The 24,758-nt window shown below is 32.6% G+C and carries 23 protein-coding genes and 2 other RNA genes; 13 read left to right on the top strand and 12 right to left on the bottom strand.

Features of this window, described 5'->3' with window-relative positions:
* The 7 genes from gldF (at position 1) to QYS47_RS14615 (ending at position 7,560) form a co-directional block, all read left to right on the top strand.
* On the top strand, positions 1–735 hold the full coding sequence (gene gldF, locus QYS47_RS14645) for a gliding motility-associated ABC transporter permease subunit GldF (protein ID WP_322346938.1): 735 nt from the start codon (positions 1–3) through the stop codon (positions 733–735).
* Positions 723–2,414 (top strand): gliding motility-associated ABC transporter substrate-binding protein GldG, encoded by a 1,692-nt coding sequence (gene gldG, locus QYS47_RS14640; RefSeq protein WP_322346937.1) that lies wholly within the window; start codon positions 723–725, stop codon positions 2,412–2,414. Before gldF ends, gldG begins: the two co-directional genes overlap by 13 nt.
* Complete coding sequence (locus tag QYS47_RS14635; protein WP_322346936.1) at positions 2,407–3,339, top strand: hypothetical protein; 933 nt, start codon at positions 2,407–2,409, stop codon at positions 3,337–3,339. Before gldG ends, QYS47_RS14635 begins: the two co-directional genes overlap by 8 nt.
* A 235-nt stretch (positions 3,340–3,574) precedes the next feature.
* Positions 3,575–4,699 carry a DNA polymerase III subunit beta gene (gene dnaN / locus QYS47_RS14630; RefSeq protein ID WP_308355978.1) on the top strand — a complete coding sequence of 375 codons (1,125 nt, stop codon included), beginning with the start codon at positions 3,575–3,577 and terminating at the stop codon, positions 4,697–4,699.
* Positions 4,700–4,933: 234 nt separating this feature from the next.
* Positions 4,934–5,671 carry a phenylalanine 4-monooxygenase gene (locus QYS47_RS14625; protein ID WP_322346935.1) on the top strand — a complete coding sequence of 246 codons (738 nt, stop codon included), beginning with the start codon at positions 4,934–4,936 and terminating at the stop codon, positions 5,669–5,671.
* 92 nt (positions 5,672–5,763) lie between these two features.
* Complete coding sequence (locus tag QYS47_RS14620; RefSeq protein ID WP_308355983.1) at positions 5,764–6,414, top strand: protein-L-isoaspartate(D-aspartate) O-methyltransferase; 651 nt, start codon at positions 5,764–5,766, stop codon at positions 6,412–6,414.
* Between the two features lie 117 nt (positions 6,415–6,531).
* A complete protein-coding gene (locus QYS47_RS14615; RefSeq protein ID WP_322346934.1) occupies positions 6,532–7,560 on the top strand; it encodes a glycosyltransferase family protein in 1,029 nt (342 codons plus the stop codon).
* On the opposite strand, the gene QYS47_RS14610 is transcribed toward QYS47_RS14615, so the two are convergent.
* Positions 7,521–8,993, bottom strand: a complete 1,473-nt coding sequence (locus QYS47_RS14610; protein WP_322346933.1) for an SDR family oxidoreductase — start codon at positions 8,991–8,993, stop codon at positions 7,521–7,523. The two genes, QYS47_RS14615 and QYS47_RS14610, sit on opposite strands and share 40 nt — an antisense overlap.
* Positions 8,994–9,139: 146 nt before the next feature.
* On the opposite strand from QYS47_RS14610, the gene QYS47_RS14605 reads away from it, so the two are divergent.
* Positions 9,140–9,619: a hypothetical protein gene (locus QYS47_RS14605; RefSeq protein ID WP_322346932.1), complete on the top strand. Its 480-nt coding sequence runs from the start codon at positions 9,140–9,142 to the stop codon at positions 9,617–9,619.
* Here the strand turns inward: QYS47_RS14605 and QYS47_RS14600 are convergent.
* Complete coding sequence (locus QYS47_RS14600) at positions 9,612–10,868, bottom strand: aspartyl protease family protein (protein WP_322346931.1); 1,257 nt, start codon at positions 10,866–10,868, stop codon at positions 9,612–9,614. The two genes, QYS47_RS14605 and QYS47_RS14600, sit on opposite strands and share 8 nt — an antisense overlap.
* A gap of 22 nt (positions 10,869–10,890) precedes the next feature.
* Between QYS47_RS14600 and deoC the strand changes: the two genes are divergently transcribed.
* Complete coding sequence (gene deoC, locus QYS47_RS14595) at positions 10,891–11,538, top strand: deoxyribose-phosphate aldolase (protein ID WP_322346930.1); 648 nt, start codon at positions 10,891–10,893, stop codon at positions 11,536–11,538.
* Here the strand turns inward: deoC and QYS47_RS14590 are convergent, their stop codons facing one another.
* Together QYS47_RS14590 and QYS47_RS14585 are read right to left on the bottom strand one after the other, a co-directional pair.
* On the bottom strand, positions 11,539–12,042 hold the full coding sequence (locus QYS47_RS14590) for a hypothetical protein (RefSeq protein ID WP_322346929.1): 504 nt from the start codon (positions 12,040–12,042) through the stop codon (positions 11,539–11,541). It lies immediately after the preceding gene.
* 69 nt (positions 12,043–12,111) lie between these two features.
* The gene (locus tag QYS47_RS14585) at positions 12,112–12,504 is read right to left on the bottom strand and encodes a hypothetical protein (protein WP_322346928.1); all 393 of its coding nucleotides are present in this window, start codon (positions 12,502–12,504) and stop codon (positions 12,112–12,114) included.
* A 96-nt stretch (positions 12,505–12,600) separates the two neighbouring features.
* Between QYS47_RS14585 and cdd the strand changes: the two genes are divergently transcribed.
* Positions 12,601–13,074: a cytidine deaminase gene (gene cdd, locus QYS47_RS14580; protein WP_322346927.1), complete on the top strand. Its 474-nt coding sequence runs from the start codon at positions 12,601–12,603 to the stop codon at positions 13,072–13,074.
* A gap of 60 nt (positions 13,075–13,134) precedes the next feature.
* Here cdd and QYS47_RS14575 read toward each other — a convergent pair whose 3' ends face one another.
* The 7 genes from QYS47_RS14575 to ffs all read right to left on the bottom strand — a co-directional run bounded on the left by QYS47_RS14575 (position 13,135) and on the right by ffs (position 21,275).
* Positions 13,135–16,860 carry a T9SS type A sorting domain-containing protein gene (locus tag QYS47_RS14575; protein ID WP_322346926.1) on the bottom strand — a complete coding sequence of 1,242 codons (3,726 nt, stop codon included), beginning with the start codon at positions 16,858–16,860 and terminating at the stop codon, positions 13,135–13,137.
* Between the two features lie 36 nt (positions 16,861–16,896).
* On the bottom strand, positions 16,897–18,588 hold the full coding sequence (locus QYS47_RS14570) for a tail fiber domain-containing protein (protein WP_322346925.1): 1,692 nt from the start codon (positions 18,586–18,588) through the stop codon (positions 16,897–16,899).
* Between the two features lie 296 nt (positions 18,589–18,884).
* The gene (locus tag QYS47_RS14565) at positions 18,885–19,274 is read right to left on the bottom strand and encodes a hypothetical protein (RefSeq protein ID WP_322346924.1); all 390 of its coding nucleotides are present in this window, start codon (positions 19,272–19,274) and stop codon (positions 18,885–18,887) included.
* Between the two features lie 43 nt (positions 19,275–19,317).
* Entirely contained in the window at positions 19,318–20,028 is a 711-nt protein-coding gene (locus QYS47_RS14560) for a cell division ATP-binding protein FtsE (protein ID WP_308355994.1), read from the bottom strand.
* A 1-nt stretch (position 20,029) separates the two neighbouring features.
* The gene (locus tag QYS47_RS14555; RefSeq protein ID WP_302104297.1) at positions 20,030–20,233 is read right to left on the bottom strand and encodes a fructose-6-phosphate aldolase; all 204 of its coding nucleotides are present in this window, start codon (positions 20,231–20,233) and stop codon (positions 20,030–20,032) included.
* A 71-nt stretch (positions 20,234–20,304) separates the two neighbouring features.
* Entirely contained in the window at positions 20,305–20,961 is a 657-nt protein-coding gene (fsa, locus tag QYS47_RS14550) for a fructose-6-phosphate aldolase (RefSeq protein WP_302123562.1), read from the bottom strand.
* 216 nt (positions 20,962–21,177) lie between these two features.
* Positions 21,178–21,275, bottom strand: an RNA gene (gene ffs / locus QYS47_RS14545) — signal recognition particle sRNA small type.
* 180 nt (positions 21,276–21,455) lie between these two features.
* Here ffs and QYS47_RS14540 point away from each other — a divergent pair.
* Positions 21,456–22,259, top strand: a complete 804-nt coding sequence (locus tag QYS47_RS14540) for a hypothetical protein (protein ID WP_322346923.1) — start codon at positions 21,456–21,458, stop codon at positions 22,257–22,259.
* Positions 22,260–22,347: 88 nt separating this feature from the next.
* Here QYS47_RS14540 and ssrA read toward each other — a convergent pair.
* Positions 22,348–22,753, bottom strand: a transfer-messenger RNA (tmRNA) gene (ssrA, locus tag QYS47_RS14535).
* Between the two features lie 361 nt (positions 22,754–23,114).
* On the opposite strand from ssrA, the gene QYS47_RS14530 reads away from it, so the two are divergent.
* Positions 23,115–23,525 (top strand): hypothetical protein, encoded by a 411-nt coding sequence (locus QYS47_RS14530; protein WP_322346922.1) that lies wholly within the window; start codon positions 23,115–23,117, stop codon positions 23,523–23,525.
* A 122-nt stretch (positions 23,526–23,647) separates the two neighbouring features.
* Positions 23,648–24,733, top strand: a complete 1,086-nt coding sequence (locus tag QYS47_RS14525) for an efflux RND transporter periplasmic adaptor subunit (RefSeq protein ID WP_322346921.1) — start codon at positions 23,648–23,650, stop codon at positions 24,731–24,733.
* Positions 24,734–24,758: the final 25 nt, after the last annotated feature.

The raw sequence follows: 24,758 nt of genomic DNA, 5'->3' as shown, positions 1-24,758 counted from the left end.
ATGTGGAGTATTTTTAAAAAGGAAATAAATAGCTTTTTAAATTCACTAATTGCCTATCTGGTAATGGGTGTTTTTTTAGTCAGTATGGGACTGCTTGTATGGGTTTTTCCTGATACTGCGATTTTTGAATATGGCTATGCAGATATGGGGATATTTTTCAATCTAGCTCCTTATGTTTTGATGTTTCTTATTCCTGCCATAACCATGAAAGCCTTAGCTGAAGAAACCAAAAGCGGTACTTTTGAGCTATTGATGACAAAACCTATTACAGAATTAAAACTTCTATTAGGTAAATATTTTGCAGGATTAGTTCTTGTTTTTATTTCTCTTATTCCAACATTAGTATACTATTTCTCACTGTCTTATTTGAGTAATCCTGTAGGGAATATTGATACTGCAGGGATAATTGGAGCCTATATTGGCTTATTATTTCTAGCTTCTTCATATACTGGAATTGGTATTTTCTCATCATCATTATCAGAAAATCAGATCGTGTCCTTCATCATTGCCGTTTTCATAAGCTTCATAGTTTTTATGGGATTTTCTTCTATTTCAGATTTAGCTTTTGTTTCTGAATTGGATATTCAAATTGATAAAATTGGCATGTTGGCACATTATGATGCATTGGGTAAAGGAGTGATTGATTTTAGAGATGTATTATATTTCATTTCTATCAGTAGCTTGTTTCTTGGAGCCACCTATATGGTATTAAAATTAAGAAAATGGAATTCTTAAAAAGGAAATCAACGGAATACATACTTAAATTTCTAATACTATTCACATTAGTAGTTTTAGTTAATCTCGGTTTTCGATATCAGATATTTCGTATTGATATGACAGAGGAGAATAGGTTTTCTATGAATGATGCTACGATCACGCTCTTAAAAAATCTAGAAGAACCCGTTTATGTTGAAGTCTATTTAGAAGGTGATATTAATTCTGAATTTACAAGATTGCAGACGGCCATAAAGCAAACCTTAGAGCAATTCAAAACTTATGCATATGGAAATCTGCAATATAATTTTGTGAATCCTGATCAAGCTAGTTCAGCAAACGCTAGAAATGAATTTTATAGATACCTTATTGATAAGGGAATTCAACCTACTACCGTTTTCGATAATAAGGATGGAAAGAAATCTCAGAAACTGATTTTTCCCGGAGCAGAAATATCATACGGTGGAAAAAGCTTACCTGTAATTTTATTAAACGGTAATAATGCAGCTGGGGCTAGCGAAGCTATCACTCAATCTATTGAGAATATTGAATATGAGCTCGCTAATGCTATTAAAAGCTTGGCAAATGTAGATCGAAAAAGTATTGCTCTCTATCAATCTAAAGAATCTGCATCAGGAAGTGTGTTAAAAGGATTGAAGGATGCCGTATCTCAGAAATATGATTTAATTCCGGTACAGAATACTGCAAGACTTCAGAATTTTGATGCTGCAATCTTTATAAAACCAACTAAAGATTTCTCGAATTCTGAATTATACGATATTGATCAATATATCATGAAGGGTGGTAAAAGTTTATTCTTTTTAGATGGTTTAATGATGGATGTGGATTCCATAAAGGATTATGGAGCACTGGCATTACCTGTAGAAACAGGTTTAGATGATTTACTATTTAAATATGGCGTAAGAGTCAATAAGGATATCATTCAAGATGTAAATAGTGGGAACTTCCCAATTGTTACAGGTAATTTGGGTAAAGATGCTCAAATACAACTTTTGCCATGGCCTTATTATATCATCTTAAATAATTACGCTGATCATCCCATAGTTAGAAATATGGATGCAGTTTATGGGAAATTTGTTAGTTCCATTGATACTGTTTTAGCTCCTGACATAACAAAAACACCCTTAATTTTTACATCTGATTATACTCGAGTTTTAAATGGACCTATCCATATCAGCTTTGAAAGTTTAAAAGAAGATGTTAAACCTGAGAATTTTAATAAAAAGAATGTTCCGGTCACTTATTTGTTAGAGGGGGAATTTAATTCAGCCTATCAAAACAGACTGGTGCCTAAAGGTAAAGATGAGAGTAAAAGATTAAATAAAAGTGAAAGTAATTCAATTATTGTGGCCTCTGATGGTGACTTGCTTTTAAGTGAAATTAATAAAAAGAATAATCAACCATTTCCATTAGGTGTTGATCCATATGCCAATCGCCCCTCAAACTTTGCTAATGAGCAGTTAATTCTTAATATGTTGAATTACTTATTGGATGATGATGGATTAATAATCTCTAGGAGTAAAGATTTAAAAATTAGACCCTTAGATAAGGTGAAAGCTCAAGAAGATAAGCTTTTGATGCAACTATTGAATGTTGCCTTACCAATCCTTTTGATTGTTTTATTCGGACTAATAAGATTTTATTGGAGGAAAAGAAAATATGCCAAATTCAATGAATAAAGCTCAATCTAAAAAGAATATATCTTTACTGTCGATCTTAATTGTTATGGTCTTATGTACCATAATTGTATATAATTATAACCCATACGAAAGGCGTACTACTACTTTTGAAAAGGATCTGTTTTCAATTCAAAATGCCTTTGAAAATATTTCAAGAATAGAGATTAATGGAGAGGGGATATCTAATACAATAGAAAAGAAATCAAGCTATTGGACAGTAAATGAAGAATATCGATTAGATGCTTCTATGCAGCAAGTGTTTTTTAAATTATTAGAAGAAATTAGTATTCAAAGAGCTTTGGTAAATGAAACTGCAGAAGAAATTAAGCAGCAAGTATTGGATACTGGAGTGAGTGTAAATATTTATGGTCAAAATGAATTAATTAATTCCTATACGGTGGGAGGAGATTTTCAAGCTCTAAAATCTTATTTTATTAAAGGGGATGAAGTTTATTTAGTACAGCTGCCAGGTTACCAAAGTTATGTTGCAGGGATATTTGAAGTGTCTGAAAGTGATTGGAGAGATAGAGTTATTTTTGATGGGATTTGGCAAGATATGGTAAGCCTTACAATTGATAGGCCCAATCAAAAAGAACTAGTATTTAAGTATGAAGATCAATTATTGCGCTTACAGAACGAAAAAGCAGATACAGCCAAAGTCATGAATTTTGTGGAACGATTCAATTATTTTTTTGTGGATCAGTTTTTACCTTCTGATCATATTGCATTAGAAAAGAAAGAAAGCTTCCAAGAGGCAGGTTCTATCATAATTAATGCATTAGATGATAATGAGAACTTAGATTTAAAGCTCTTTAAAAATCCTGAATTTAATGCGTATTTAGTTCATATTAATGATAATGAATGGGCAGCTATCCGAAACGAAAGGATGGAGAAAATATGGATTGAATTAGAAAAATTGCTTTGAGTCCACCAGATTTATTCTATCATATTAAGCTTTTAGCTTAAATTCCTTAACTAAATTTATATCACATTTCAGTCTTTTATTAAAAATTGATTTCATTTACTAATTTTTAGTTGGGAAATGCGCTATAAAGTATAGATTTGCAAATTAATTTTTAACTTTGTTGGTAATAAAAAATCAAGAAGTTTATAGCTGAGCTTTTACAGTTATTTTGAAAGCGAGCACTAAATAAAAAACTATGAAATTTTTAGTATCCTCATCTGCATTATTAAAGCAAATTTCATCCATTAATGGAGTTATTTCAACCAATCCAATGGTTCCCATCTTAGAGAATTTCTTATTTGAAATTCAAGATGGATTATTAACCATTACAGCTTCAGATTTACAAACTTCCATGATTACTGAAATTGATGTAGAATCATCGGAAAATGGAAGTATTGCGGTACCTGCTAGGATTTTGATGGATACGCTTAAAAATTTACCAGAGCAGCCTGTAACTTTCTCAATAGATGAGGAAACCTACAGTATCGAAATTAGCTCTGACAATGGACGCTATAAGCTTGCAGGAGAAAATGCTACAGACTTCCCTAAAGTACAGGAAGTTGAAAACCCTGATACAGTAGATATTTCAGCAGATGTTTTAGCAACTGCTATCAACCATACCATTTATGCTACAAGCAACGATGAGCTTCGTCCTGCTATGGGCGGTGTTTATGTTAAGTTTGATGAAACCAATACAACTTTTGTAGCAACCGATGGTAACAGATTAATCCGTTACAGAAGAGTGGATGTGGCTTCTGATGCTGGTACTGGAATTATCATTCCTAGAAAAGCACTTTCATTATTGAAAAATAGCCTGCCTGCTGAAAATGTAAACGTAGCGGTAGAATTTAATATGTCTAATGCTTATTTCAAGTTTAATAACATTAAACTAATCTGTAGATTAGTGGATGAGCGTTTCCCAGACTATGAAAATGTAATTCCTGCGGAAAACAACATCAAGATGACCATCAACCGTCAAGAGTTTATGGCTTCTTTGAAAAGGATTAGCATTTATGCGAATAAGACGACACATCAGGTTCGATTAAAAATTAATGGGAGTGAATTACAAATCTTCGCAGAGGATTTAGACTTCTCTAATGAAGCAAGTGAGATAATGGCTTGTGAACATAATGGAGATGATATTGAAATCGGATTTAATGCTAAATTCTTAATCGAGATGCTGAATAACCTTGATAGCAAAGAAATTAGTATTGATATGTCAGCACCTAATAAAGCTGGTTTATTATTCCCTTCTGATATGGATGAGAATGAAGATATCTTATTATTGGTTATGCCAGTGATGTTAAATAATTATGTATAATTGAAATTAATTTGGTTTTATAATTATCACAACATATATTTGCTTCAATGAATTTCACGCACAACACATATTATTACTATTATCAGTCCCCGAAAGGAATCGGTAATGGTAGTGTTATGCATATTTTGTAAGACATATTTTAAATAAAAAATATACCAAGCCCGGTTCCAATGGAATCGGGCTTTTTTTATGTCCAAATTTAAACACTAACATTAAAATTTAATTATTATCAACATGCAACAGATTTATGAAAATTACACAGCCGAGGACCAAGATGTTTGGGGAATCCTTTTTGGAAGGCAATTTCAAAATATTAAAAAAGTAGCTACTAAGGAGTTTGTAGATGGAATTGATAAAATCCATTTTACTGAAAAAGCTATTCCTAACTTCAAGGAAACTAATAAATATTTAAAAGAGCTAACAGGTTGGCAAGTAGCGGCTGTTCCTGGTATTGTCGAAGATGATAAATTCTTTGAATTATTAAGTAATAGAATATTTCCAGCTACCACTTGGTTGAGAACTCGTGAACAGTTAGATTATTTAGAAGAACCAGACATGTTTCATGATGTCTTTGGACATATTCCATTACTAACGAACCAGCCATTTGTAGACTTCTTACAAGGATTAGCTAAAATTGGATTAAAACATTTGGATAATGAGTGGGCAATTCATTTACTCAGTCGTATTTATTGGTTTACAATTGAGTTTGGCTTAATCCGTGAAGAGGGGGATTTAAGAATTTATGGTGCTGGTATTATTTCTTCACCAGGGGAAACTAAATTTTCAATTTCTGATGAACCAGAGCATTTTAATTACGATGTAGGAAAAATAATTGATAGTAGTTACAGAAAGGATAAGTTTCAAACGAAGTACTTCATTATTGATGACTACGAACAATTATACAGTTCTTTACCTGAAATTGAGCAAGTGATTGAGGATAGGTTAAAAAAGGAACCCATTAGTATTGATTAAACAATAGAAAAGGTAGGATTTCTTAATGAGATTCTACCTTTTATTTTTATGATTGTTCACTTCTAATCCTCAAAATTTTATAAGTTTGAAAAATGGTTGAGGATAGCTATAAACATAAGGGAATGCGTAGGCGGCTCATTCAGAAGCTGCGAGAGAAAGGGATAAATTCCGAAAGAGTATTAGAAGCTATGGGGAATATACCCAGACATATTTTCTTTGAAAATGCATTTCTTGAACATGCTTATCAGGATAAAGCTTTTCCGATTGGCCATGGGCAAACAATTTCACAGCCCTACACGGTAGCCTTTCAAACTCAATTACTCAATATTTCACCAGGTGATAAAGTTTTAGAAATTGGAACTGGATCAGGTTACCAAGCAATGGTTTTGCATGATTTAGGAGCCAACCTATATACGATTGAATATCAAAAGCCACTCTATGAGAGGACTAAGAACTTCCTACCTCAATTAGGTTACAAAATTCATTTTTTTCAAGGAGATGGTTCAAAAGGATTGAAGGCTCATGCGCCATTCGATAAGATTATAGTAACTGCTGGTGCTCCAACAGTCCCTAATTCGTTAATTGAGCAATTAAGAATAGGAGGGTGTCTTGTTATCCCTGTAGGTGATAATACTACTCAACAGATGTTAAGGCTCACAAAGGTTTCTGACAGAAAGATATCCAAAGAAGTATTTTCCAATTTTAGTTTTGTGCCACTAAAAGGTGAAGAGGGCTGGAGATAATTAATGCCTACCATTTTCTATACTATTAAGTAAGTTAATAATTCCATTATCATTTCATGATTTTGAGTTGATATTCAAGTCATATTACATAAGTACCTTTCTGAAAAATGAAAAGTAATGAAAGTATTATATGCAATTCAAGGTACTGGAAATGGGCATGTGAGTAGAGCAAGAGAAATAATTCCTATTCTGAATAAGTATGCATCAGTAGATGTTTTGATCAGTGGAATTCAAGCAGATGTTGAATTAGAATATTCAATACAATATCAGTTTTATGGCTTAAGTTTCATTTTTGGAAAAAATGGAGGTATTGATATATGGCAGACCATTAAAAAATTTAAGCCGATTCGATTAATAAGAGAAATTATGAGTTTGCAACTTTCTCAATATGATCTTATTATAAATGATTTTGAACCAGTATCTGCATGGGCTTGCGTTTTTCGTTTTAAGAAATGTATTGGTTTGAGTCATCAATCTTCAGTTATTCATCCTTTTTCCCCAAGACCCCAAAAGTTTGAATTTTTATCTCACCTAATTTTAAAATATTACGCACCATCAAAAATTAACTATGGTTTTCACTTTAGAAGGTATTCAGAAAACACTTTTACCCCGGTTATACGTAAAGAAATCAGAAATTTAAAACCCAAAAAGGGGGATTATTATACAGTTTATTTACCTGCTTATAGTGATGAAAGAATAGCCAAAGTATTGATGAGAGTTGAAGCTAAATTTCAAGTTTTTACAAAACATAGTAATAAGAAATATAATAGAGATAATATTGAATTTACACCAATTAATAATACGTCATATCTTAAAAGTTTAGAATCCAGTTTAGGCTTAATTTGCGGAGCAGGATTTGAAGGTCCTGCTGAAGCTCTATTTTTAAAGAAAAAGTTGTTAGTCATTCCAATGATGTCACAGTATGAGCAAAAATGCAATGCCGCTGCATTGGAAGAAATGGGAGTTTCTGTATTAAAAAAATTAAGTTTAAAATATATCAGTGATATTGAAAACTTTATACTACAGCAAGATTATTTTAGTATAAATTATGAAAATGAAACAGAAGATATATTGGTTAGTATTTTACATCAGCATATTCACAATCCTCAATTGATATCAGCTAATTCTAGATTATCATTTTCTTGATGATTGATAATACTCTTCATCATTCCATTGAAAATAAATTCATGAAATACTATGATACTATACCAATAAAGCCGTCCTAATAGCCCGTGGGGTCTGAATGTAGCGGTTTGTGTAATCTTATTCTTTCCATCTTCTTTTGAAAGTTTGAACTCCAACCATGCTTCTCCAGGCAATTTCATTTCTGCAAATAATAAAAGTCTACCTTCTTCTTTATTTGCAACTAATACACGCCAAAAGTCTAATGAATCACCTGCGACTAATTGATCAGGACTTCTTCTTCCACGCCTTAGTCCAACGCCTCCAACTGCTTTATCCATATATCCTCTAATCTTCCATAAAAAATTCCAATAATACCAACCTCTATCTCCACCTATTTTCCAGATATTAGTTAAAACTTCAGATCGGTCTCTTTCAAAGAAAGATGATCTTTTATCTACAAAACAACCATGAAAAGGAACCTTGACGAATTCTAATAATTCTGTATTGATTTTAGAGCTGGCTAATGCATCTTTCCAACTTGACACTACCTCATTCTGTGCAATTTTATCAAATGCCATTTGTACTGCATCACTGTAGGTAATAAGCTGCTGAGGTACTATTTCTTCTATTCCTTTGTTTTGAACAATTACTTCGTTTCTCATACTATCAACTAAGCTTCTTGCAATTTTGTAGGAAGTTGAGGTAACAAAATGAAGCCAGTAAGAACTTAAACGTGGGGTTAATACTGGTAATGTTAATATATACCTATTTAAACCACGAACCTCTGCAAAAATGAGAAGCATTTGTTTATAAGTAAGTATATCTGGCCCTCCAATGTCAAATGTTTTGCCATACGCCTCTTCCTTTCCAATAATACCAGAGAGATAGTTTACTACATTTCGGATCGCAATAGGCTGGCATTTTGTTCTTAACCATTTAGGTGCCACCATTACAGGTAGTTTTTCTACTATATCTCTAATTATTTCAAAGGATGCACCACCTGAGCCAATTATGATTGCTGCTCTTAATACTGTAAGGGAGGATTTTGCATTGTTAAGAATAGACTCTGTTTTTTTTCTTGAGCTTAGGTGTTTTGAGAGATATTCGTCATTTGATATTCCACTTAGATAAACAATATGTTTACAATTTGTCGTGTCTATTGCTTTTACAAAGTTCTCCGCAGTCTCTTGTTCCATTTGCTGGAATTTTCTTGAAGAGCTACCCATTGAATGAACTAAATAATATGCTGCATCGATATCCTTTGGAAGATTTTCTAGTTCTTCAGGCTTTAAAAGGTCAGCCTCATAAAACTCTATTTTATCAATTAATCTGTCCTCTAATTCAATCCTTCTTTTATCTCTTACAAAACAAATAACGTCATGCCCTTGCATGAATAAAATTGGCAATAGTCTTCTACCTATGTATCCATTCGCACCAGTTAATAAAATCTTCATAAGTTAAAAACCAACTCAAGCAATAAAAGTTGTAATTGATATTTGTCGATAAAATATTGTGAGTTATAGAAATAGTCTAGTATTTGTCTGTTTGCTTTTGTATATTGTATAAAATAAATAATAAATTGTAATATAGTCATAGGGTTATGGAAGGGATAAAAACACTTAGTCTTGGGAAGAAAGCAAATTTGAATCACGATATCAGTGTGTTATTAGTGGGAAATAACCCTATTGAAATGAGCAGTATTTATGACAAGCTGTCGAAATTAAAGGGTAAAATTAAAAGGATTGAGACGGCTTTTACTCAGGAAGATGTATTAAGTAAAATTACTTTAATGCACCCTAACTGCATAGTTTTGGATGATAATTTAGGTATTGCCCCTTTGAAAACTATTATTAAAAATGTTAATGCTTTAAGTAAAGACATGATTTCTATAACCTTATTGAAATCAGATAATAGAGAAGAAATTACATCTGGGGTACAAGAGTATTTGATGAAAGATGGAATTAGTGAGCTTAGAATATATAATGCATTAAGGAACGCTTTAAAATTCAAGAAGACTCAACAGTATTTCAAAATTAAATATAGATCTGGTAAAAGAAGCTTAAAAAGAATGTTTATATAAAAGCTTCTAGGTAAAAAGTGAATTCCAGAATTTGATCACCTCTTTTGACGGTAAGATTTATCTTTTTACCGTCTTTTTTACTTAAAGTATTATTAATTAGTTCTAGACTTAGATCTTTACCTCTTATTCCATTTAAGCTCATAATTTTATCTTCAACTTTTATTCCTGCCTCCCAGGCGGGTGTGTTTTCACGAACCCTTTCAATTTCATAATAGGGTTCTAAAAAATATTCACCTTTGGCAATTACTGATAAGCCACTCATATCATGCTTAAATTCTTTCTTTAAAAAACCATTTCGTTTTATGTAAAGTGTTTCATTGCCATAATCAAAATACATTTTAAATCTTTTTAAAACACCACCCCCTATAGTTCCATTTCTACCTGTATTAACAATGATATCATGATAAGCACCTGAATCTGGATAATTCGTTACAACTTGCTCAAGTTCATATTTATCAATATAAAGTTTAGGAATTCTAGCTGCATGACCTTCAATATTTCCAGCGATACCGGCACCTAATATATCTCGGACATTTTTTTCAGGAAGGTTTAGATATTCATTACTATTTTTATGCAGCATTAAAGGATGTGAAGCGCCAGTGTCTATCATTAACTTCGTTTTTATCACTGTTGAATCATTCACAGCAATATTTTGAAAAATATAGGGTTTACTATTTTCAACAGACATATTAATTCTTTCATAAAAGAATAAAGGGCGATTAAAATTATATGGATTAAAAATCTTCAATATTTCATTATGATAATCTATTTTCACAATGAAGTTTTTGAAAAAATCATATCCTAAAATGCCATGAACTTTAACTCCAATCCTTTCTTTTAGGTCTAAGTAATCTTCTTTAAGTATTAATAATGATATATTATTTCCAGTTACCTCTCCAACTTTTATACTGGTTCTATTAACTATAAATGCTTCAACTTCTCTTAGGCCAGCAGCTCCAACTAGTGTTAGTTTTCTGTCAGGCTCTATATTTAAAATATCGCTATATGTTTTATCAATTAAAACTGTATTAGTAACACCAGTATCTACTATAAATTTTAGTGGAATAACTCCTTCAAATAATACGTCTACAATGATTAAATTACTGTTGAGCTTGAAAGGGATTATAGTACTATTTTTACCTTCGTTTATTTCAAAGCCAAATCTTATACTTTGACCTGAAACATTTTTATATTCAGATGTTATTAATAGTAAGGTTAAAAAAGCATGAAGAATACACTTTTTAATCATTTTAATCAATTAAGTAAACAATATGAGAAATATACAAAAATACATTGAGCATACTAATTTAAGCACCACAATAACATCATCTGATATTGAAATGTTACTTCAAGAGGCAATTGATTATAATATTTATGGAATATGTGTACCACCATTTTGGGTTAAAAAAGCAAAAAGAGATATTGGTAAATCAGATATTCAATTGGTTACTGTAATAGGATTTCCACTTGGGTATCAAATGAGTCAAACAAAGGAAGCAGAGGCTTTACAGGCTATAAAAGATGGTGCTGATGAATTAGATTTAGTTTTAAATATTTCTGCTTTTAAATCAGAAATGATGTGGCCAAAAATAGAAGTGGCAAAAATAGGGAAGTTAGCGCACGAGCATGGGAAATTATTAAAGGTTATTATTGAAACAGCATATTTAAATAATGAGGAAATAGTTGAAGCTTGTAAATTATGTGCTGATGCTGGTGCTGATTTTGTAAAAACCTCAACTGGTTTTGCCTCATCAGGGGCTAAGGTAGAAGATGTGAAACTAATGAGATCTGTTTTACCTGATCATGTAGGGATTAAAGCTAGTGGAGGTATTAAAACTTATGATCAAGCTATTGAATTAATTGATGCCGGAGCAGAAAGAATAGGAACTTCATCTGGCCCAGCTATTTGTAAAAAATAATTAGGCAATTTTTAAAGGAACAATTCCTTTATGCTTATAGATTTTAATTTGAAAGTGATCCGAAATGTAATTTTTTAATCTAGAATAGGCTAATTGAGACTGTTTGTCATTTGGGTAAAAAATAGCAGTTTCCAAAACAGCTTTTAAAAAGTGTTTTGATTTTGAAAATTCTATAATCCAGTTCCTCAAGGCTTCAGTCCAATCTTCTTGGTATTTATCTTGATGGTCTCTACCATCGAATAGCAATTCTAACTGGTTAGAGCTATACTTATATCTATAGTATCCTGCTAACTCATCATAGAAACTGGAAAGTTCCTGAAGATTGTAATCGGTAGTATTTATGATTTTTTTAATTGATTTATCTTTTAAACCCAAAGGATTATATCTCAGTAGATAAATATCCTTTACTATCTCAACTATATGATTTAGTAGGGAATCTTTAAGCTCCATTTGAGCATTTTCTAATAGATAATTTTTATCAAAAGGAAAAAATCTGCGCCTCATTAAAATTTATTTTCCCAAATATAAAACCAAAACCATAAAATGTGAAGGCTTTGACTTTAAAATAAAAGTTTAATGCCTAATGCCACATTCTTCACAGAACTTCATTTTTTCAGGTGGTCGTTTTTTTGGTTTTCTTTTATGACCGAAGTAGGTCCAATCAGAATATTGAGGTTTTTCCATTTCTTTGGCTTGTTTACGCTTTTCTTTGGCATTTTCTTCCATTCTTTCGTAATATTCCAATACTAATTGATCTCCCCAGTCTAGTTTTTGTTTCTTTTTAAATAAACCAAAGAACCAGGTTTGCTGAGCTACTGGAGCTCTTCTGCTATACCTATTAGTTTGTTCCCCCGGGTTTAAACTAGAAGGACTTTGATATTCTGATTTTGATTGGCTAATGGGCTGTTGTTTACAACTCGCCATAAATAACACCATAATTACAAGTACAAAACAAAATTTATTCATGTTTACTAAACGTTAGGTGCCAAAAATATTGTGATCATTAGGAAACATAAATTGAAGTAAATAGTATATTGTAACCCATTTAAACAAAAATGACAGTTGAAAAAGGATACGATTCAAATTGATTATAAAAAATACGGTTCAATAACTGAACTCTCTGAGGATTATCAAAAATTATGGAAAGCTGCCTTAGAAGCGCGGAAATATTCACATTCTCCATATTCAAATTTTACTGTAGGGGCAGCAATTGAATTAGAAAATGATGAAATAATAACTGGAACCAATCAGGAAAATGCGTCTTTCCCAGCCGGATTGTGTGCTGAAAGAACGGCTATGTATAGAGCTGGAATTCAAGCCCCAAACAAGAAATTTAAAAGGATTGCAATTGTAGCTACTAGAAGAGGAGAGGAGGCGTTAGCAAGTGCGCCACCCTGTGGAGGATGTAGACAAGTTATGTTAGAATTTGAAAAAAGACATCAACAAGGATTTGAAATACTTTTTACGGATGCAGATGATAATTTTATCCTAATCGATAAGCCAACCGATTTATTCCCATTCTCATTTGTCTTTTAAAAAAATACTCACCCTAAAGTATAGAGTGAGTATTTTTAGTGGGTTAGACTCTTTAACGATTTATTGTTTTATCATCTTTGACATCATATAATTACCTGCATCATCCTTTATTTGAATGATATAAGTTCCTACAGCTAAATCGCTAATACTAAATTTATTTTCACCTTCCATAAGCTTCATCCTTTTATGTAAAACACCTTTAACATCATAAATTAATATCTCATTTGATGTTGCAGAGTTTTTCAATTTTAAGGTTAATTCATCTCGAGCAGGATTCGGATAAAAACTAAATGAAACCTTTTTATTAGGTTCGTTTGCAGTTACTCTTCCAGTTTCAGTAACTGTAATTTTACCATCTTCCACCACTGCTTCTACACTGACTACTTCACCTTGTTGTCCACTTAAATTAAAATCAATATCCGTAGCTTCATCTACTTCAACCCCTGGATATTCTATTCGTATTCTGTAGTCACCACTTGGTAGATTAGGGAAAACAAACTCACCATCTTCATTGGTTTTTAAATAAGCTACCAAAACATAATTATTTTCTATAAGCCTTAGACTACCATTTGTATTTCGCGAAGAACCCGTTAACCTTCTTACACTTACACCAGCTCCCGAAACTCTTCTTCTTGGCAAAGCTCTAAGTGTAGAATCTGCTTCTTCAAACTCTTCCTCTAGGAAACCAGCGATTTCTGAGCCCGGCTCGGTTAAAGGAGCGGGTTCTTTTTCAACCTCTATTACAATATCTGAAACACTTGTTTCTAAGAATAAAGTATCAGCTAATTGCCAGTCCAAAGTATTCCCCAAATAAGTTGGAATCAAATCAGGATAATCAACTGGATCAGGATCAGCTAAAATTATATAATCTCCCAAAATTAGATTTTCAAAATTAAAGGTGTTAGCACCTCCTAAAGCTTGAACTGCTGCAGTATCATACTTATTAGCAAATGGATTTATGGCAAATAATCTAACATTTCCTGTATTTACATTAATATTTTCAATATCTACTACTGTACCTGAAACATTCCCTGCAATCGTTTCATAAGGGATATAAGTTCTATGACTTCTTTTCCCACTTTCGTCTACTGCCTGAAATACTAAATTATAAGTCTGATTAGGTTCAATAGATGATCTATTTGGAAGGAATTCTATTTGAATATCATCAGCAGGTGTAAAACCTCTCACATTAAATGGAGTAGAGGATGCATTATTTCTTCTGTAGAGATACCGAATTCTCTGAATATTTTCTGAAGAATTACTCTTCACACTAACTGCAGCGGATAATCTGGTTCCAATTGTAATATTATAAATAGACGGAACAGGTGGTAAGCCACTTAATTGATAGGGATTTGTTCCTGCAAAAGCACCTTGTGGTAATGCCGCATCAACTGGTACAAAATCATTATCAATAGTAAATGAACCTGAGCCATTTGTAAAGAGACCAGCATTGTAAGCTATATTTCCGCTAAAAGTATTACTTCCGCTTCCTTGATTACCAATGATGTTATTGGTAAAGCTAACATCATTAATACTGTCATTTATTACTCTTATATTATTATAATTGAAAACAACATTATTTAAGCCATTTCGACTCGAGTTAATTACATCGAAGAAGGTTTTTACAGTGTCGATAATATTGTTTGATGCATTAATGTTATCGTAAGATCTAAATACATTTTGTACTGATGTTGCAGTGAATTCAAATCTACCTATATAGTTTCTCTCTACATCAATCCCATCATTTTTATCACCTAATGACAATTGTCGAATTCTATTTCCAACTATTCTAACATTCTTCAAGGTATCCGGTGCTGCAGAAGACTGGTTATTTAATCTCAATAATCTTGAAGATATGCCGTAAACTTCAGTACCTGCTGCTGCAAAAGATAAATCAATGAAATCAATATTAGCAGCTTGAATATTGAATTGAGTATTAGGGTTTTCAGCCAAGAAATAGCCTGGCCCAATTAATACTCTGGCTCCATCAATAATAACTCCTCCATATATTTCATTTGAACCTGCTATATATAATGTGTCACCAGCCTTAGTTGCTGCAACTGCTTGAAATAAGGATCTAAAATCAGCAATAGTCCCCGCTCTGTTATCGACATACCAGTTTCTTCTTCCACCTTGGATTTTTAAATTGATAGGGGCGCTATTTAAAACTAAATCAGGTAAAGATGGATGGGTTGATCTTAATACATATCTACCCGATTTTGCTGTATTGTAATTATCAATAGTTAAATTGATATCAATTTGACTAGTCAAGCTATCACCATTCTGAATCCAGATATATTCTGCATCTGCTTCATTATTAATTGCACTTTCAATAGTAGTGGAACCACCTATTGTAACATCTATATCCTGTTGAGCACCAATTGGATTTTGAGGTGCATATGAGAAATCAACTGTAGTTCCTACATAAGGAAGAAGTGATTCAAATTGAAAATTATTTCTATCCAGAAAAACAAAATTCAAACCTGATAGACTGCTGATATCTGGTAAAAAGTCGAATGAATTTCCACTTAAATCTAGAGTTTGTAATTCTGCTGCATTGGTAATTTCAATAGGAAAAGCTCCTGAAAGTAAATTGTTTCTCAAGTATAGGGAAAATAAATTGGTTAGATTTCCTATTCTATCATCAATTGAACCTGTGAAACGTTGTTCAGACAAATCTAAATCTCTGAGATTTGTTAGGTTGTAAACACCTTCAGGAAAAGGACCACCATTTGGTCTTGTATTCCAGATAATTAACACTTCCAATTGAGTTAATTCTCCAAGATTATCTGGTAAATCAACTAAAAGGTTTCTATTTCCTCCTGCATGGAGTGCTCTGAAATTAGGCATATTTAAAACATCAGGTAAAGTTCCTGAAAAATCATTTCCAGATATCCATAATTCTACTAATGAAGGGGCATTTAAGATTTCAGCCGGTATTGCTCCTGAAAGGCTACAATTTTCCAAGAAAAGAAAGGTCAATAATTCCATTTGACCTATCTCTGGAGGTATTGATCCTGATATGCTATCATTTTGACTTAAATTTAATTCTGTTAGTAGATCTAAGTTGCCTATTGTATTTGGAATAGTCCCACTAAGCTGATTGTTGGCAAAATGAAACTGCTGTAGATCTGGAGCATTTCCAATTTCAGTCGGGATAGGTCCTGTAATTTGATTGTTAAATAATCTTAGTTCTAGTAAGCCAGGTCTAAATATCTCAGGTAAAATAGGTCCAGTGAATGAACAATCATGAGCTGAGGCTCTTTCTAAAGCTGAGAAATTCACAAGGATATCAAAAAGATTACCTTCCAAGCTAGGGTTGTTCCAAAAATAGAAACGCTTGAGTGAATCTAAATTTTTGATTGACTCGGGCATCGTTCCCGTTAAATTGTTATCAGCCAGCCAAACTTCTTCTACTCTTCCTGTAGGCCCTAAAGAAACACCTTGCCAATCCGAAAGAGGGGCAGTTAACCAACCTGTTGCAGAAATCCAAGCTGTATCTCCTGGATTGGTCGCATTATATAAATCAACCAAAGCCAATGAATCAATAATGCTCGCTGTTACAGGATTATTCTGCGATCTAAACAAGCTTTGAAAACCCGGTGCCAAAATGGTTCCTCCAGATGAAATAGGAGAGGTGCTATAAGCACTTCCGCTCACAGTCATGCTAGTAGTTCCATTCACCAGCTTCTCGCCACTTATTGTATAGGTGTTATTCTGCAATGATTGAGAAAACACATTTAAGCTAAGTGTTGCTAATATGATTAACGATAATATTTTTTTCATAATGTTTCGTTTTAAGATGAAACCATTTATTGATTATTATTCGTTAGTGGCAAGCTTTGCATTTTCCAAAAGCAGTTTTTCTAACTTCGTAATTCTATCGTTTAATTTTTGCTGCTCATTTAGTGCAGTGGTTAATTCTTTATTATCTGATTCTAATTTTTCAATCTTAGCATTCAGCTCTTTTACGGCTTCAATTAAAACTGCAGTCATTTGAGCATAATTAACTGACTTCATTCCATCTTTATTGGTATGAACAAATTCAGGATAAACTTCTTCTAATTCCTGAGCAATTACTCCGATTTGTCTTTGTTGAGATTTCTTTTCATCCTTCCAAAAATATGAAGTACCCCTCAGTTTTAAAGTGTTCTCTAAAGCATTATCTAATGAAGAAATTTCTCTTTTAAGTCTTCTATCAGAAGGATTGTTATATGCATTTGCTGTCAAAACCCCAGTAGCACCATTTAGTTGGATAGTAGGTGCTCCTGCATTTGATATATCTAGGATGTTACTTTCCGCTTCATAAAAGAAGTTAACGTCTTGTGCGGCATTTTCGACCGCAATACTACCGCTTCCTGCATTTTGGGATAACCTAACAGCAGAGCCTCCTGAAGCTCTTTCAGATGAAATAAGACCCGTTTGTCCTTCTAAAATAATTCTATTTGCACTAGTGTTATCTTTCACTTCAATTCCACCCCCACTGGTTGCATTTAAATTTGAAGTTAAAAATAGGCCATCATTTCCAATTCCACCATTATCAGAATTTGAAAGATAGATATTACCATAATTATCAGTACCTGCTCCTGCAACAACTTCTGCTCCAATATTTCTCATCCACCAGCCTGCACCATCATCATTGCTACCAAATAGTTGGAAAATTGGCAGGTCGTTATTTTGCCATCTTTGGCCCGTTAGTTCGATATTAAAAGAGTTTGTACCCCATAACGATAAATAACCGGAATGACCTGTAGGATCAGATCCTCCTTCGTCTCTTGTATTACCAATTGCAGCTAATAAATTTCCCGCATTATCTTTCCAGTCAGTTCCTGATCTTTGATAATTACCAGACATTACAGGCCCAAAATCAATTTGATTTGCAGTAATATAATCAGTGATCATTAATTCGATTCCATCACCTGTAGTATTTTGTCCATAAAACTGAGAGGTACTTGAAGTGTTATTAGTTCTCATTACAACGGCACTTGAAAAATTACCGCTACCATCTCTTTGGTTTAATTGTAGCCTTCCACCCGCAGGATCCGCTGATAAAAAACCTTGTTGAACCCCTAAAGAATCATAAAAATTCACACTACCGTAATATAAATTATTACTTCCCATTTTAAGGTTAGTACTATCATTTGGGCCAACTATAGTCATGTCACGTTCTGCATCTAATAGTGTATTTGCACTAACCAATGGCTTGTACAAGGTTATACTGCCAATTGGGGTACCATTTACACCAACATTCATAGATATTTCACTAACTCCTCCAAAGATATTCTTCGGCAAAGGAGTATTTGAACCCAAAACCACATTATATACCCCATTTGTAACTGGGACTGCGGAAAAGGTTTCTATCCAGCCGTAAGCTGGCAAGTTAAAGGTGAAGTTACGAGTTCCTTCTACTGGTACTCCGGATTCTTCCAAATATCCTTGAAAAGGAAGCTTTTGAGCTATCATGGAAGTAGCTATGAAAAATAATAAAACGAGTGTAGTAAATAATTTTTTCATTTTAGAATTATATTTAAATAAAGTCAGTTTCTTACTATAAAGATCATTTAAAATACTAAAAGGAGTTTATATATGCTACTGATATAGAATAATATACCTATAAGTAAGTATGCTTTATATTATATTTTTCGATAAAACTTACATTATATGGGATGAGTATTTGAGGCAGGATTGAACGGTAAAAATGTTTATTTAATTTATGGTTTTATCAAATTAGATATGTTCACAATTGAATTAAAGCCAGTTATAATTACACTTTATGTATGAAAATAATTTTTATTTTTTAAAATATGAGTTCAATGAATTTTCTTTAAGTCTGACTGATTTGATAGGATTCTTTCGGTTACAATTGAGAAAATTCTTTTGTCAATTTTTTTATAATTATTGGCGTATAGCTGGAATTCTTGCTCTGTAAAATGTCCTAATATCATGCCTTTCAACTCTAACTTATAATTTTGATCAGTATTTAAGACTTTAAGAATATAATTTGCTTTTTGGTCATCAGGAATTTCAAAGTATTTCCCCTTATGTTTTAACGAAATACAAATCGAGAAATGAAATAAGATTTGTTGATGTAGCTGTTTAATGATGGGTCTTAAACATTGATTTTGAAAGATTTCAATTGGATTGCTCTCAGCTCCATTTTGAATGGAGGGAATTTCAGGTCTTTGATTAGATGTTTGCATGTTCTTAATAATAAGAAATGCAATTAAAAGTTATCAGAATTGATTAATAATTACTTTTAAAATCAAAATCTTCTTTTTTAGAATCTAACAACTTACCATTTTGGCATTTTAATACTCTTGCAGGATGAGTATCTAGAAAGCTGTGATCGTGTGTGCCCATAAGAATTGCAGTCCCACTTTTGTTAATATCAGTAAACAATTTAAAAATACCTTCTGAAACTTCTGGATCTAAGTTACCAGTGGGCTCATCAGCAATTAGTAGCACGGGTTCATTAATTAAGGCACGTGCAATAACCACTCTTTGTTGTTCGCCTCCTGATAGTTGATGAGGCATTTTATTATCTACAGAACCTAATCCAACCTGCATTAATACTTCAGCCATTCGATTTTTCATTTTCGACTTATCCTTCCAGCCTGTAGCTTTCATTACGAAATAAAGATTTTCAGCTACAGTTCTATCAGCTAATAATTGAAAGTCTTGGAAGATAACGCTTATTTTTCTTCTAAGCTGCGCTATTTGTTTGGAGCTAATGCCATTAATTTTAAAACCTGCAACCTCCATTTGACCTAGTCTTAAATCTAAGTCAGCATAAAGGGTTTTCATAAATGAACTTTTTCCACTTCCTGTTCTCCCAATAAGGTATACGAATTCCCCTTTTTCAATTTTAAGGGTGATGTCACTTAGAATGGCTCTATCTTCTTGAAAGATAGTAGCGTTTTCAATGCGGATTACAGGTTCGTTAGAAAAAGACATATTATATATCTAGGGCTTGAATTTTTCCGAAAGGTAACTCATTTATAACTTTTGTCAAGGCTTCTTCTTTCCCTTCCAATCCATATTTATCTAAATTCTTTAGGGGTCTGTCGGCTCTGAAGTAAGCAATGAGAACGAAGTTGTCATCCCTTAACTGAATGTAATCAGGGATTTTAGCTTTACCTTTTACTTTTATTATATACATATTTAAATATGAAAGTTGAAAGATGAAATAAGAAAGCATGTTTCCAAATTTCATCTTTCTTATTTCTTCTTTTATTTATTTCCTTTTTTATGATCCGCTAGGAATTGAGCTAAACCAGAATCAGTTAATGGATGTTTTAATAATCCTGTGATTACTTTCAATGGACATGTTACTACATCAGCTCCCATATTTGCACATTCAATTAAGTGCATAGTATGACGAACAGAAGCTGCTAAAACTTCAGTTTCATATCCATAATTATCATAGATGCGGATAATATCTTCAATTAAAGTCAAGCCGTCCGTTGAGATATCGTCTAATCTGCCAATGAATGGAGACACATAAGAAGCACCTGCTTTAGCAGCTAATAAAGCCTGACCAGAAGAAAAAACCAAAGTGCAATTGGTTCTGATGCCTTCAGCTGAGAATTGCTTGATTGCTTTTACACCCTCTTTGATCATGGGCACTTTTACCACGATTTTATCATCGATTTTAGCGAGTTCTCTTCCTTCTTTTAACATGCCTTCGTAATCAGTTGAGATTACTTCAGCACTCACATTATTATCTACTATATCACAGATTGCTTTGTAATGTGCTTTAATGTTATCTTCACCCGTAATGCCTTCTTTGGCCATTAGGCTAGGATTGGTGGTTACGCCATCAAGAACCCCCATGTCATAGGCTTCTCTGATTTCGTCTAAATTAGCAGTATCGATAAAAAATTTCATAAGTAGACTGGTTATTTTGAATTCAATTAATCTACCGCAAAGGTAATGCTTTAATCTGAAAATGTCTTATTAGAAACCTGTCAGGTTTAGAGAATTAATGATGGTATTAAAGAAGTGTTTTATTAATGGGTACCAAGTGAAAACCTGAAAGGTTTAAGTCTGCTTCAGCTTAGTTGGTAAAGATAAAATGTGTTTTTTAATGTAAGAGGGGAAATAAAAATGGCAAATCAACATCGCACCGCTACGACCGCCTACCCTTGCTACCTTCCGGTCCTGGGGGAATTCAGCAGGAGCTGGTCGTGCCGATTTGCCGATGCAAAGGTAGGAAGAAGGTTTGGAAATGTAAACATTGAATGCAGAAAAATATTAAATAAATATTAATCCTAATTATTTTATTAAAAGATTAGGTCAAAACACCCTAAGACTAAGTATTTTACTTTTTTAGATTTTTAGTTTACATTAATGTTTCGGTTTTAAATTTCAATCAAAATTAAATGGAAACCCTGTCAAAAATTTTTAATTCAATAAATGATAACCTTTCTGAAAGATTAAAAAACCCATTCTTTTCTTCTTTCTTTATATCATGGATCATTATCAATTATAAAATCTGGTTTTTCCTGATGTTTGACGGAGCTGCATTTCTTTACAAAGAACAGTATATTGATAAATGGTCATCAGAAATTTTGAATGTCTTAATTTATCCTTTTATATCTGCTTTAACTTACACATTACTGCTACCTGTAATTTCCCTTAAGTTAGATGAACTGCTAAAGATTAATAAGATAAAGAGAAATGCAATTAAGCTGGAAATTAAAGAAGAAAAATTAAAAAGGAAGTTAAGTATTGCTGCCACCCAAAGGAAAATTGAAGAAGAGATTTCAGGTGCAAATGAAATGTCACAATTAAGGAATACCAATAAAACATTAAATGCTGAATTGACTAAATTAAAAGAGCAGGTAGCAGATTTGACAGAAAAAAATACCTGGGATGACTTTTCATTTGGAGGAGATTCTGGAGATAGTGCTTTCGAACAAAAAATAAAAGGATTAAAAGAGAATGGATTATTTGACCAATTTTTAGAAATAGCAGAACAAAATTTAGTAGAGCATTCTCCTTATGCTCCCTCATTAGATGGAAACTCCAAAAAGAAAATTTACTTATTAGAAAACTTCGATTTAGTAGAAAAGTTGTTTGATGGTGAGTTAGATGAATTTCGAGGAAATTACACTGTAACAGAAGCGGGTAAAGGTCTTTTTAATTACATTCTTAAAAAAGATTTATTTAAAAGTAAAAAGTAAGAACTAATGACACTGAATAGACACTAGATTTTAAAGTGAGAATGAAACCATCTGTAAATGAACAACTTACAGATGGTCTTTCTTTTTATTGTGGAGTTGGAGGGATTCGAACCCTCGTCCGGATAAGGAAACGATGCATTTTCTACATGCTTAGTTACTAATTAGATTTTCGAGCCTGTTATGGAAAGTAACAGTCCTGTTGCAGGCCTTAGCTACTTTAGTTTCGCAATGGCTTAATAGCATCACCACGCTAGTTTCTCCTAGTCGACACTCCTTGATCGCTCCCGGAAAAACGAAGGAACGAGGAATGTGGCCGGGGAATCCCTTTGGGGACTCAACCCTTAAAGCTTTATCTTAAATAAAATTTAAGATTATGCAGCCATGGCGTAATTAGATTCGCCAATTATAGTTGGAATGAATTACTTAAGGATGTACATTCTCCACCCTGCATGCTAATACATAATTCACACTTACCGTCAATACCGGTCAACCCCATATGTCAATTTTTGCTCCTTCCGTTTGAAGGGCTACAAATGTACAACATTACATAAAATTGCAAGCTGTATTATTCAATTCTTTGACACGTTTATCTTAAAATAAAGTTTTTTATAATAAATATTACTTTTGTAAGTGAATGATATAGAGACAGGTTTAGCTTTTACACTTAAAGGTTCGTCCACAATAATTCCCGTTTTATTTGATTTTTAATGTGCTTCATGTAATCCATATAGTTTTATAATTTTCTTTTAATGAGCTATTTATAACATATGTAAAATCATTAAAATATAGATTTCAAAAACTTTTTCTTTATTTCAACGATTAAAAACTATATTTGCGATTCATTCAAATAGGTAAATGCTAAAAACAAACAGCGACATATTGAAAAAATTCTTTTGGCAGATAATTCTGTCATTAGGAATTATTATGTCTGCAAACGCAGAAGCTGTTCAGAATGATCCTAGCATTTCTATTTTTGAAGCTCAATCACAAAAATTTTCCACTTTTTTTACTGATCAAGAATCAGATAATCAATCTCCAATATCAGATTTTCCAGAAGATGAATCTTCCTCACAAAAAAATGGTGAAGAAGAAAACGAAGAAAATTCAGATACTGATTATGATGGAGAATTTTCTAATAACCAAATAGAGGATTTAATTGATCCTTATTTAAACTCTTTTGATGCTACCTTTTATGGAGTAGTAGCTAAGAGTTACAAAATCCCTCTTTACATACTTTTCCATTGCTGGAAAGACTACCTAGTTTAATTTTTTAAAATAACACTGCATTCTCTGTAGATAATTTACTTCTACAAAATGCAAATTATGGGCATTATGAAGACTGCTCAACCCAATTTCATTTTAAAAAAATTAAAATTAGTTATCATATTATGAGGCAATTACTCATGCTTTTCACATTAACTAGTGTAATAATATTTACTAGTTGTGAATCAAAAAAACATCAAGAAGAAGAGGCTGAAAGATCGTTTCTAGTTACTTCACCAGTTAGAATGGATACTTCATTTACCAAAGAATATGTAAGTCAGGTCCATTCAATTCAACATATTGAACTAAGAGCTCAAGAAAGAGGATATTTACAGAAGATTTATGTAGATGAAGGTCAATTTGTAAAAGAAGGCCAATTGCTATTCAAAATTATGCCCAGGCTATATGAAGCGGAACTTCAAAAAGCTGAAGCAGAGGTTAATTTTGCAGAAATTGAATTTTTAAACACCAAGAATTTGGCCGATAGTGATATTGTATCACCAACTGAATTAGCAATGGCCAAAGCAAAGTATGAAAAAGCTAAGGCAGAGTTAGCCTTGGCAAAAGTACATCTCGATTTCACTGAAATCCGTGCACCATTCAATGGTATAATTGATCGATTCCATGTTCGTCAGGGGAGTTTAATTGAAGAGGGTGAACTGCTTACTCATTTGTCAGATAATACTAAGATGTGGGTATATTATAATGTACCTGAGGCGGAGTATCTCGATTATATGAGTAATTTGGATAGAGATAGTTTAATGAGAGTGAATTTGCTCATGGCTAATAATAAGGTTTTTGATCAAACTGGAATAGTGGAGACCATTGAAGCTGATTTTAATCATGAAACAGGTAATATCCCTTTCAGAGCGACTTTTCCAAATCCAAAAGGATTATTGAGACACGGTGAAACGGGTAATATATTAATGAATATTCCTCTAAAGAATGCATTGTTAGTTCCGCAAAAAGCAACATTCGAAAACTTAGAAAAGAAGTATGTTTTCGTAATTGATGAGGAAAACCGTGTTCATCAACGTGAAATTAAGATAGGTGAAGAGATTCCACATCTGTTTGCCGTAACAGAAGGCTTAAATGAAGGCGATAAAATCTTACTCGAAGGATTAAGACTAGTAAGAGATAATGACGAAATCCATTACGATTTCGAGGAGCCCCATAAAGCAATTTCACAATTAGCGCTTTACGCAGAATAATTTATAATCCTAAAACTTAAGAATT

Origin of the sequence: Marivirga arenosa (assembly GCF_030503875.2) — a bacterium.
GTDB classification, from domain to species: domain Bacteria; phylum Bacteroidota; class Bacteroidia; order Cytophagales; family Cyclobacteriaceae; genus Marivirga; species Marivirga arenosa.
Note: the sequence above shows the minus strand (reverse complement) of the source record. Positions and strands in the feature narration are given on the sequence as shown.

What these genes read in the sequence shown, in the direction of transcription:
- QYS47_RS14625 (WP_322346935.1), top strand. Translation starts at nt 4,934, where the DNA reads ATGCAACAGATTTATGAAAATTACACAGCCGAGGACCAAGATGTTTGG.
- QYS47_RS14565 (WP_322346924.1), bottom strand. Translation starts at nt 19,274, where the DNA reads ATGCAAACATCTAATCAAAGACCTGAAATTCCCTCCATTCAAAATGGA.
- QYS47_RS14605 (WP_322346932.1), top strand. Translation starts at nt 9,140, where the DNA reads ATGGAAGGGATAAAAACACTTAGTCTTGGGAAGAAAGCAAATTTGAAT.
- QYS47_RS14600 (WP_322346931.1), bottom strand. Translation starts at nt 10,868, where the DNA reads ATGATTAAAAAGTGTATTCTTCATGCTTTTTTAACCTTACTATTAATA.
- QYS47_RS14575 (WP_322346926.1), bottom strand. Translation starts at nt 16,860, where the DNA reads ATGAAAAAAATATTATCGTTAATCATATTAGCAACACTTAGCTTAAAT.
- QYS47_RS14620 (WP_308355983.1), top strand. Translation starts at nt 5,764, where the DNA reads ATGGTTGAGGATAGCTATAAACATAAGGGAATGCGTAGGCGGCTCATT.
- QYS47_RS14555 (WP_302104297.1), bottom strand. Translation starts at nt 20,233, where the DNA reads ATGTATATAATAAAAGTAAAAGGTAAAGCTAAAATCCCTGATTACATT.
- gldG (WP_322346937.1), top strand. Translation starts at nt 723, where the DNA reads ATGGAATTCTTAAAAAGGAAATCAACGGAATACATACTTAAATTTCTA.
- QYS47_RS14570 (WP_322346925.1), bottom strand. Translation starts at nt 18,588, where the DNA reads ATGAAAAAATTATTTACTACACTCGTTTTATTATTTTTCATAGCTACT.
- QYS47_RS14525 (WP_322346921.1), top strand. Translation starts at nt 23,648, where the DNA reads ATGAGGCAATTACTCATGCTTTTCACATTAACTAGTGTAATAATATTT.
- QYS47_RS14590 (WP_322346929.1), bottom strand. Translation starts at nt 12,042, where the DNA reads ATGAGGCGCAGATTTTTTCCTTTTGATAAAAATTATCTATTAGAAAAT.
- QYS47_RS14530 (WP_322346922.1), top strand. Translation starts at nt 23,115, where the DNA reads ATGCTAAAAACAAACAGCGACATATTGAAAAAATTCTTTTGGCAGATA.
- gldF (WP_322346938.1), top strand. Translation starts at nt 1, where the DNA reads ATGTGGAGTATTTTTAAAAAGGAAATAAATAGCTTTTTAAATTCACTA.
- QYS47_RS14610 (WP_322346933.1), bottom strand. Translation starts at nt 8,993, where the DNA reads ATGAAGATTTTATTAACTGGTGCGAATGGATACATAGGTAGAAGACTA.
- QYS47_RS14615 (WP_322346934.1), top strand. Translation starts at nt 6,532, where the DNA reads ATGAAAGTATTATATGCAATTCAAGGTACTGGAAATGGGCATGTGAGT.
- dnaN (WP_308355978.1), top strand. Translation starts at nt 3,575, where the DNA reads ATGAAATTTTTAGTATCCTCATCTGCATTATTAAAGCAAATTTCATCC.
- deoC (WP_322346930.1), top strand. Translation starts at nt 10,891, where the DNA reads ATGAGAAATATACAAAAATACATTGAGCATACTAATTTAAGCACCACA.
- QYS47_RS14540 (WP_322346923.1), top strand. Translation starts at nt 21,456, where the DNA reads ATGGAAACCCTGTCAAAAATTTTTAATTCAATAAATGATAACCTTTCT.
- fsa (WP_302123562.1), bottom strand. Translation starts at nt 20,961, where the DNA reads ATGAAATTTTTTATCGATACTGCTAATTTAGACGAAATCAGAGAAGCC.
- QYS47_RS14585 (WP_322346928.1), bottom strand. Translation starts at nt 12,504, where the DNA reads ATGAATAAATTTTGTTTTGTACTTGTAATTATGGTGTTATTTATGGCG.
- QYS47_RS14560 (WP_308355994.1), bottom strand. Translation starts at nt 20,028, where the DNA reads ATGTCTTTTTCTAACGAACCTGTAATCCGCATTGAAAACGCTACTATC.
- QYS47_RS14635 (WP_322346936.1), top strand. Translation starts at nt 2,407, where the DNA reads ATGAATAAAGCTCAATCTAAAAAGAATATATCTTTACTGTCGATCTTA.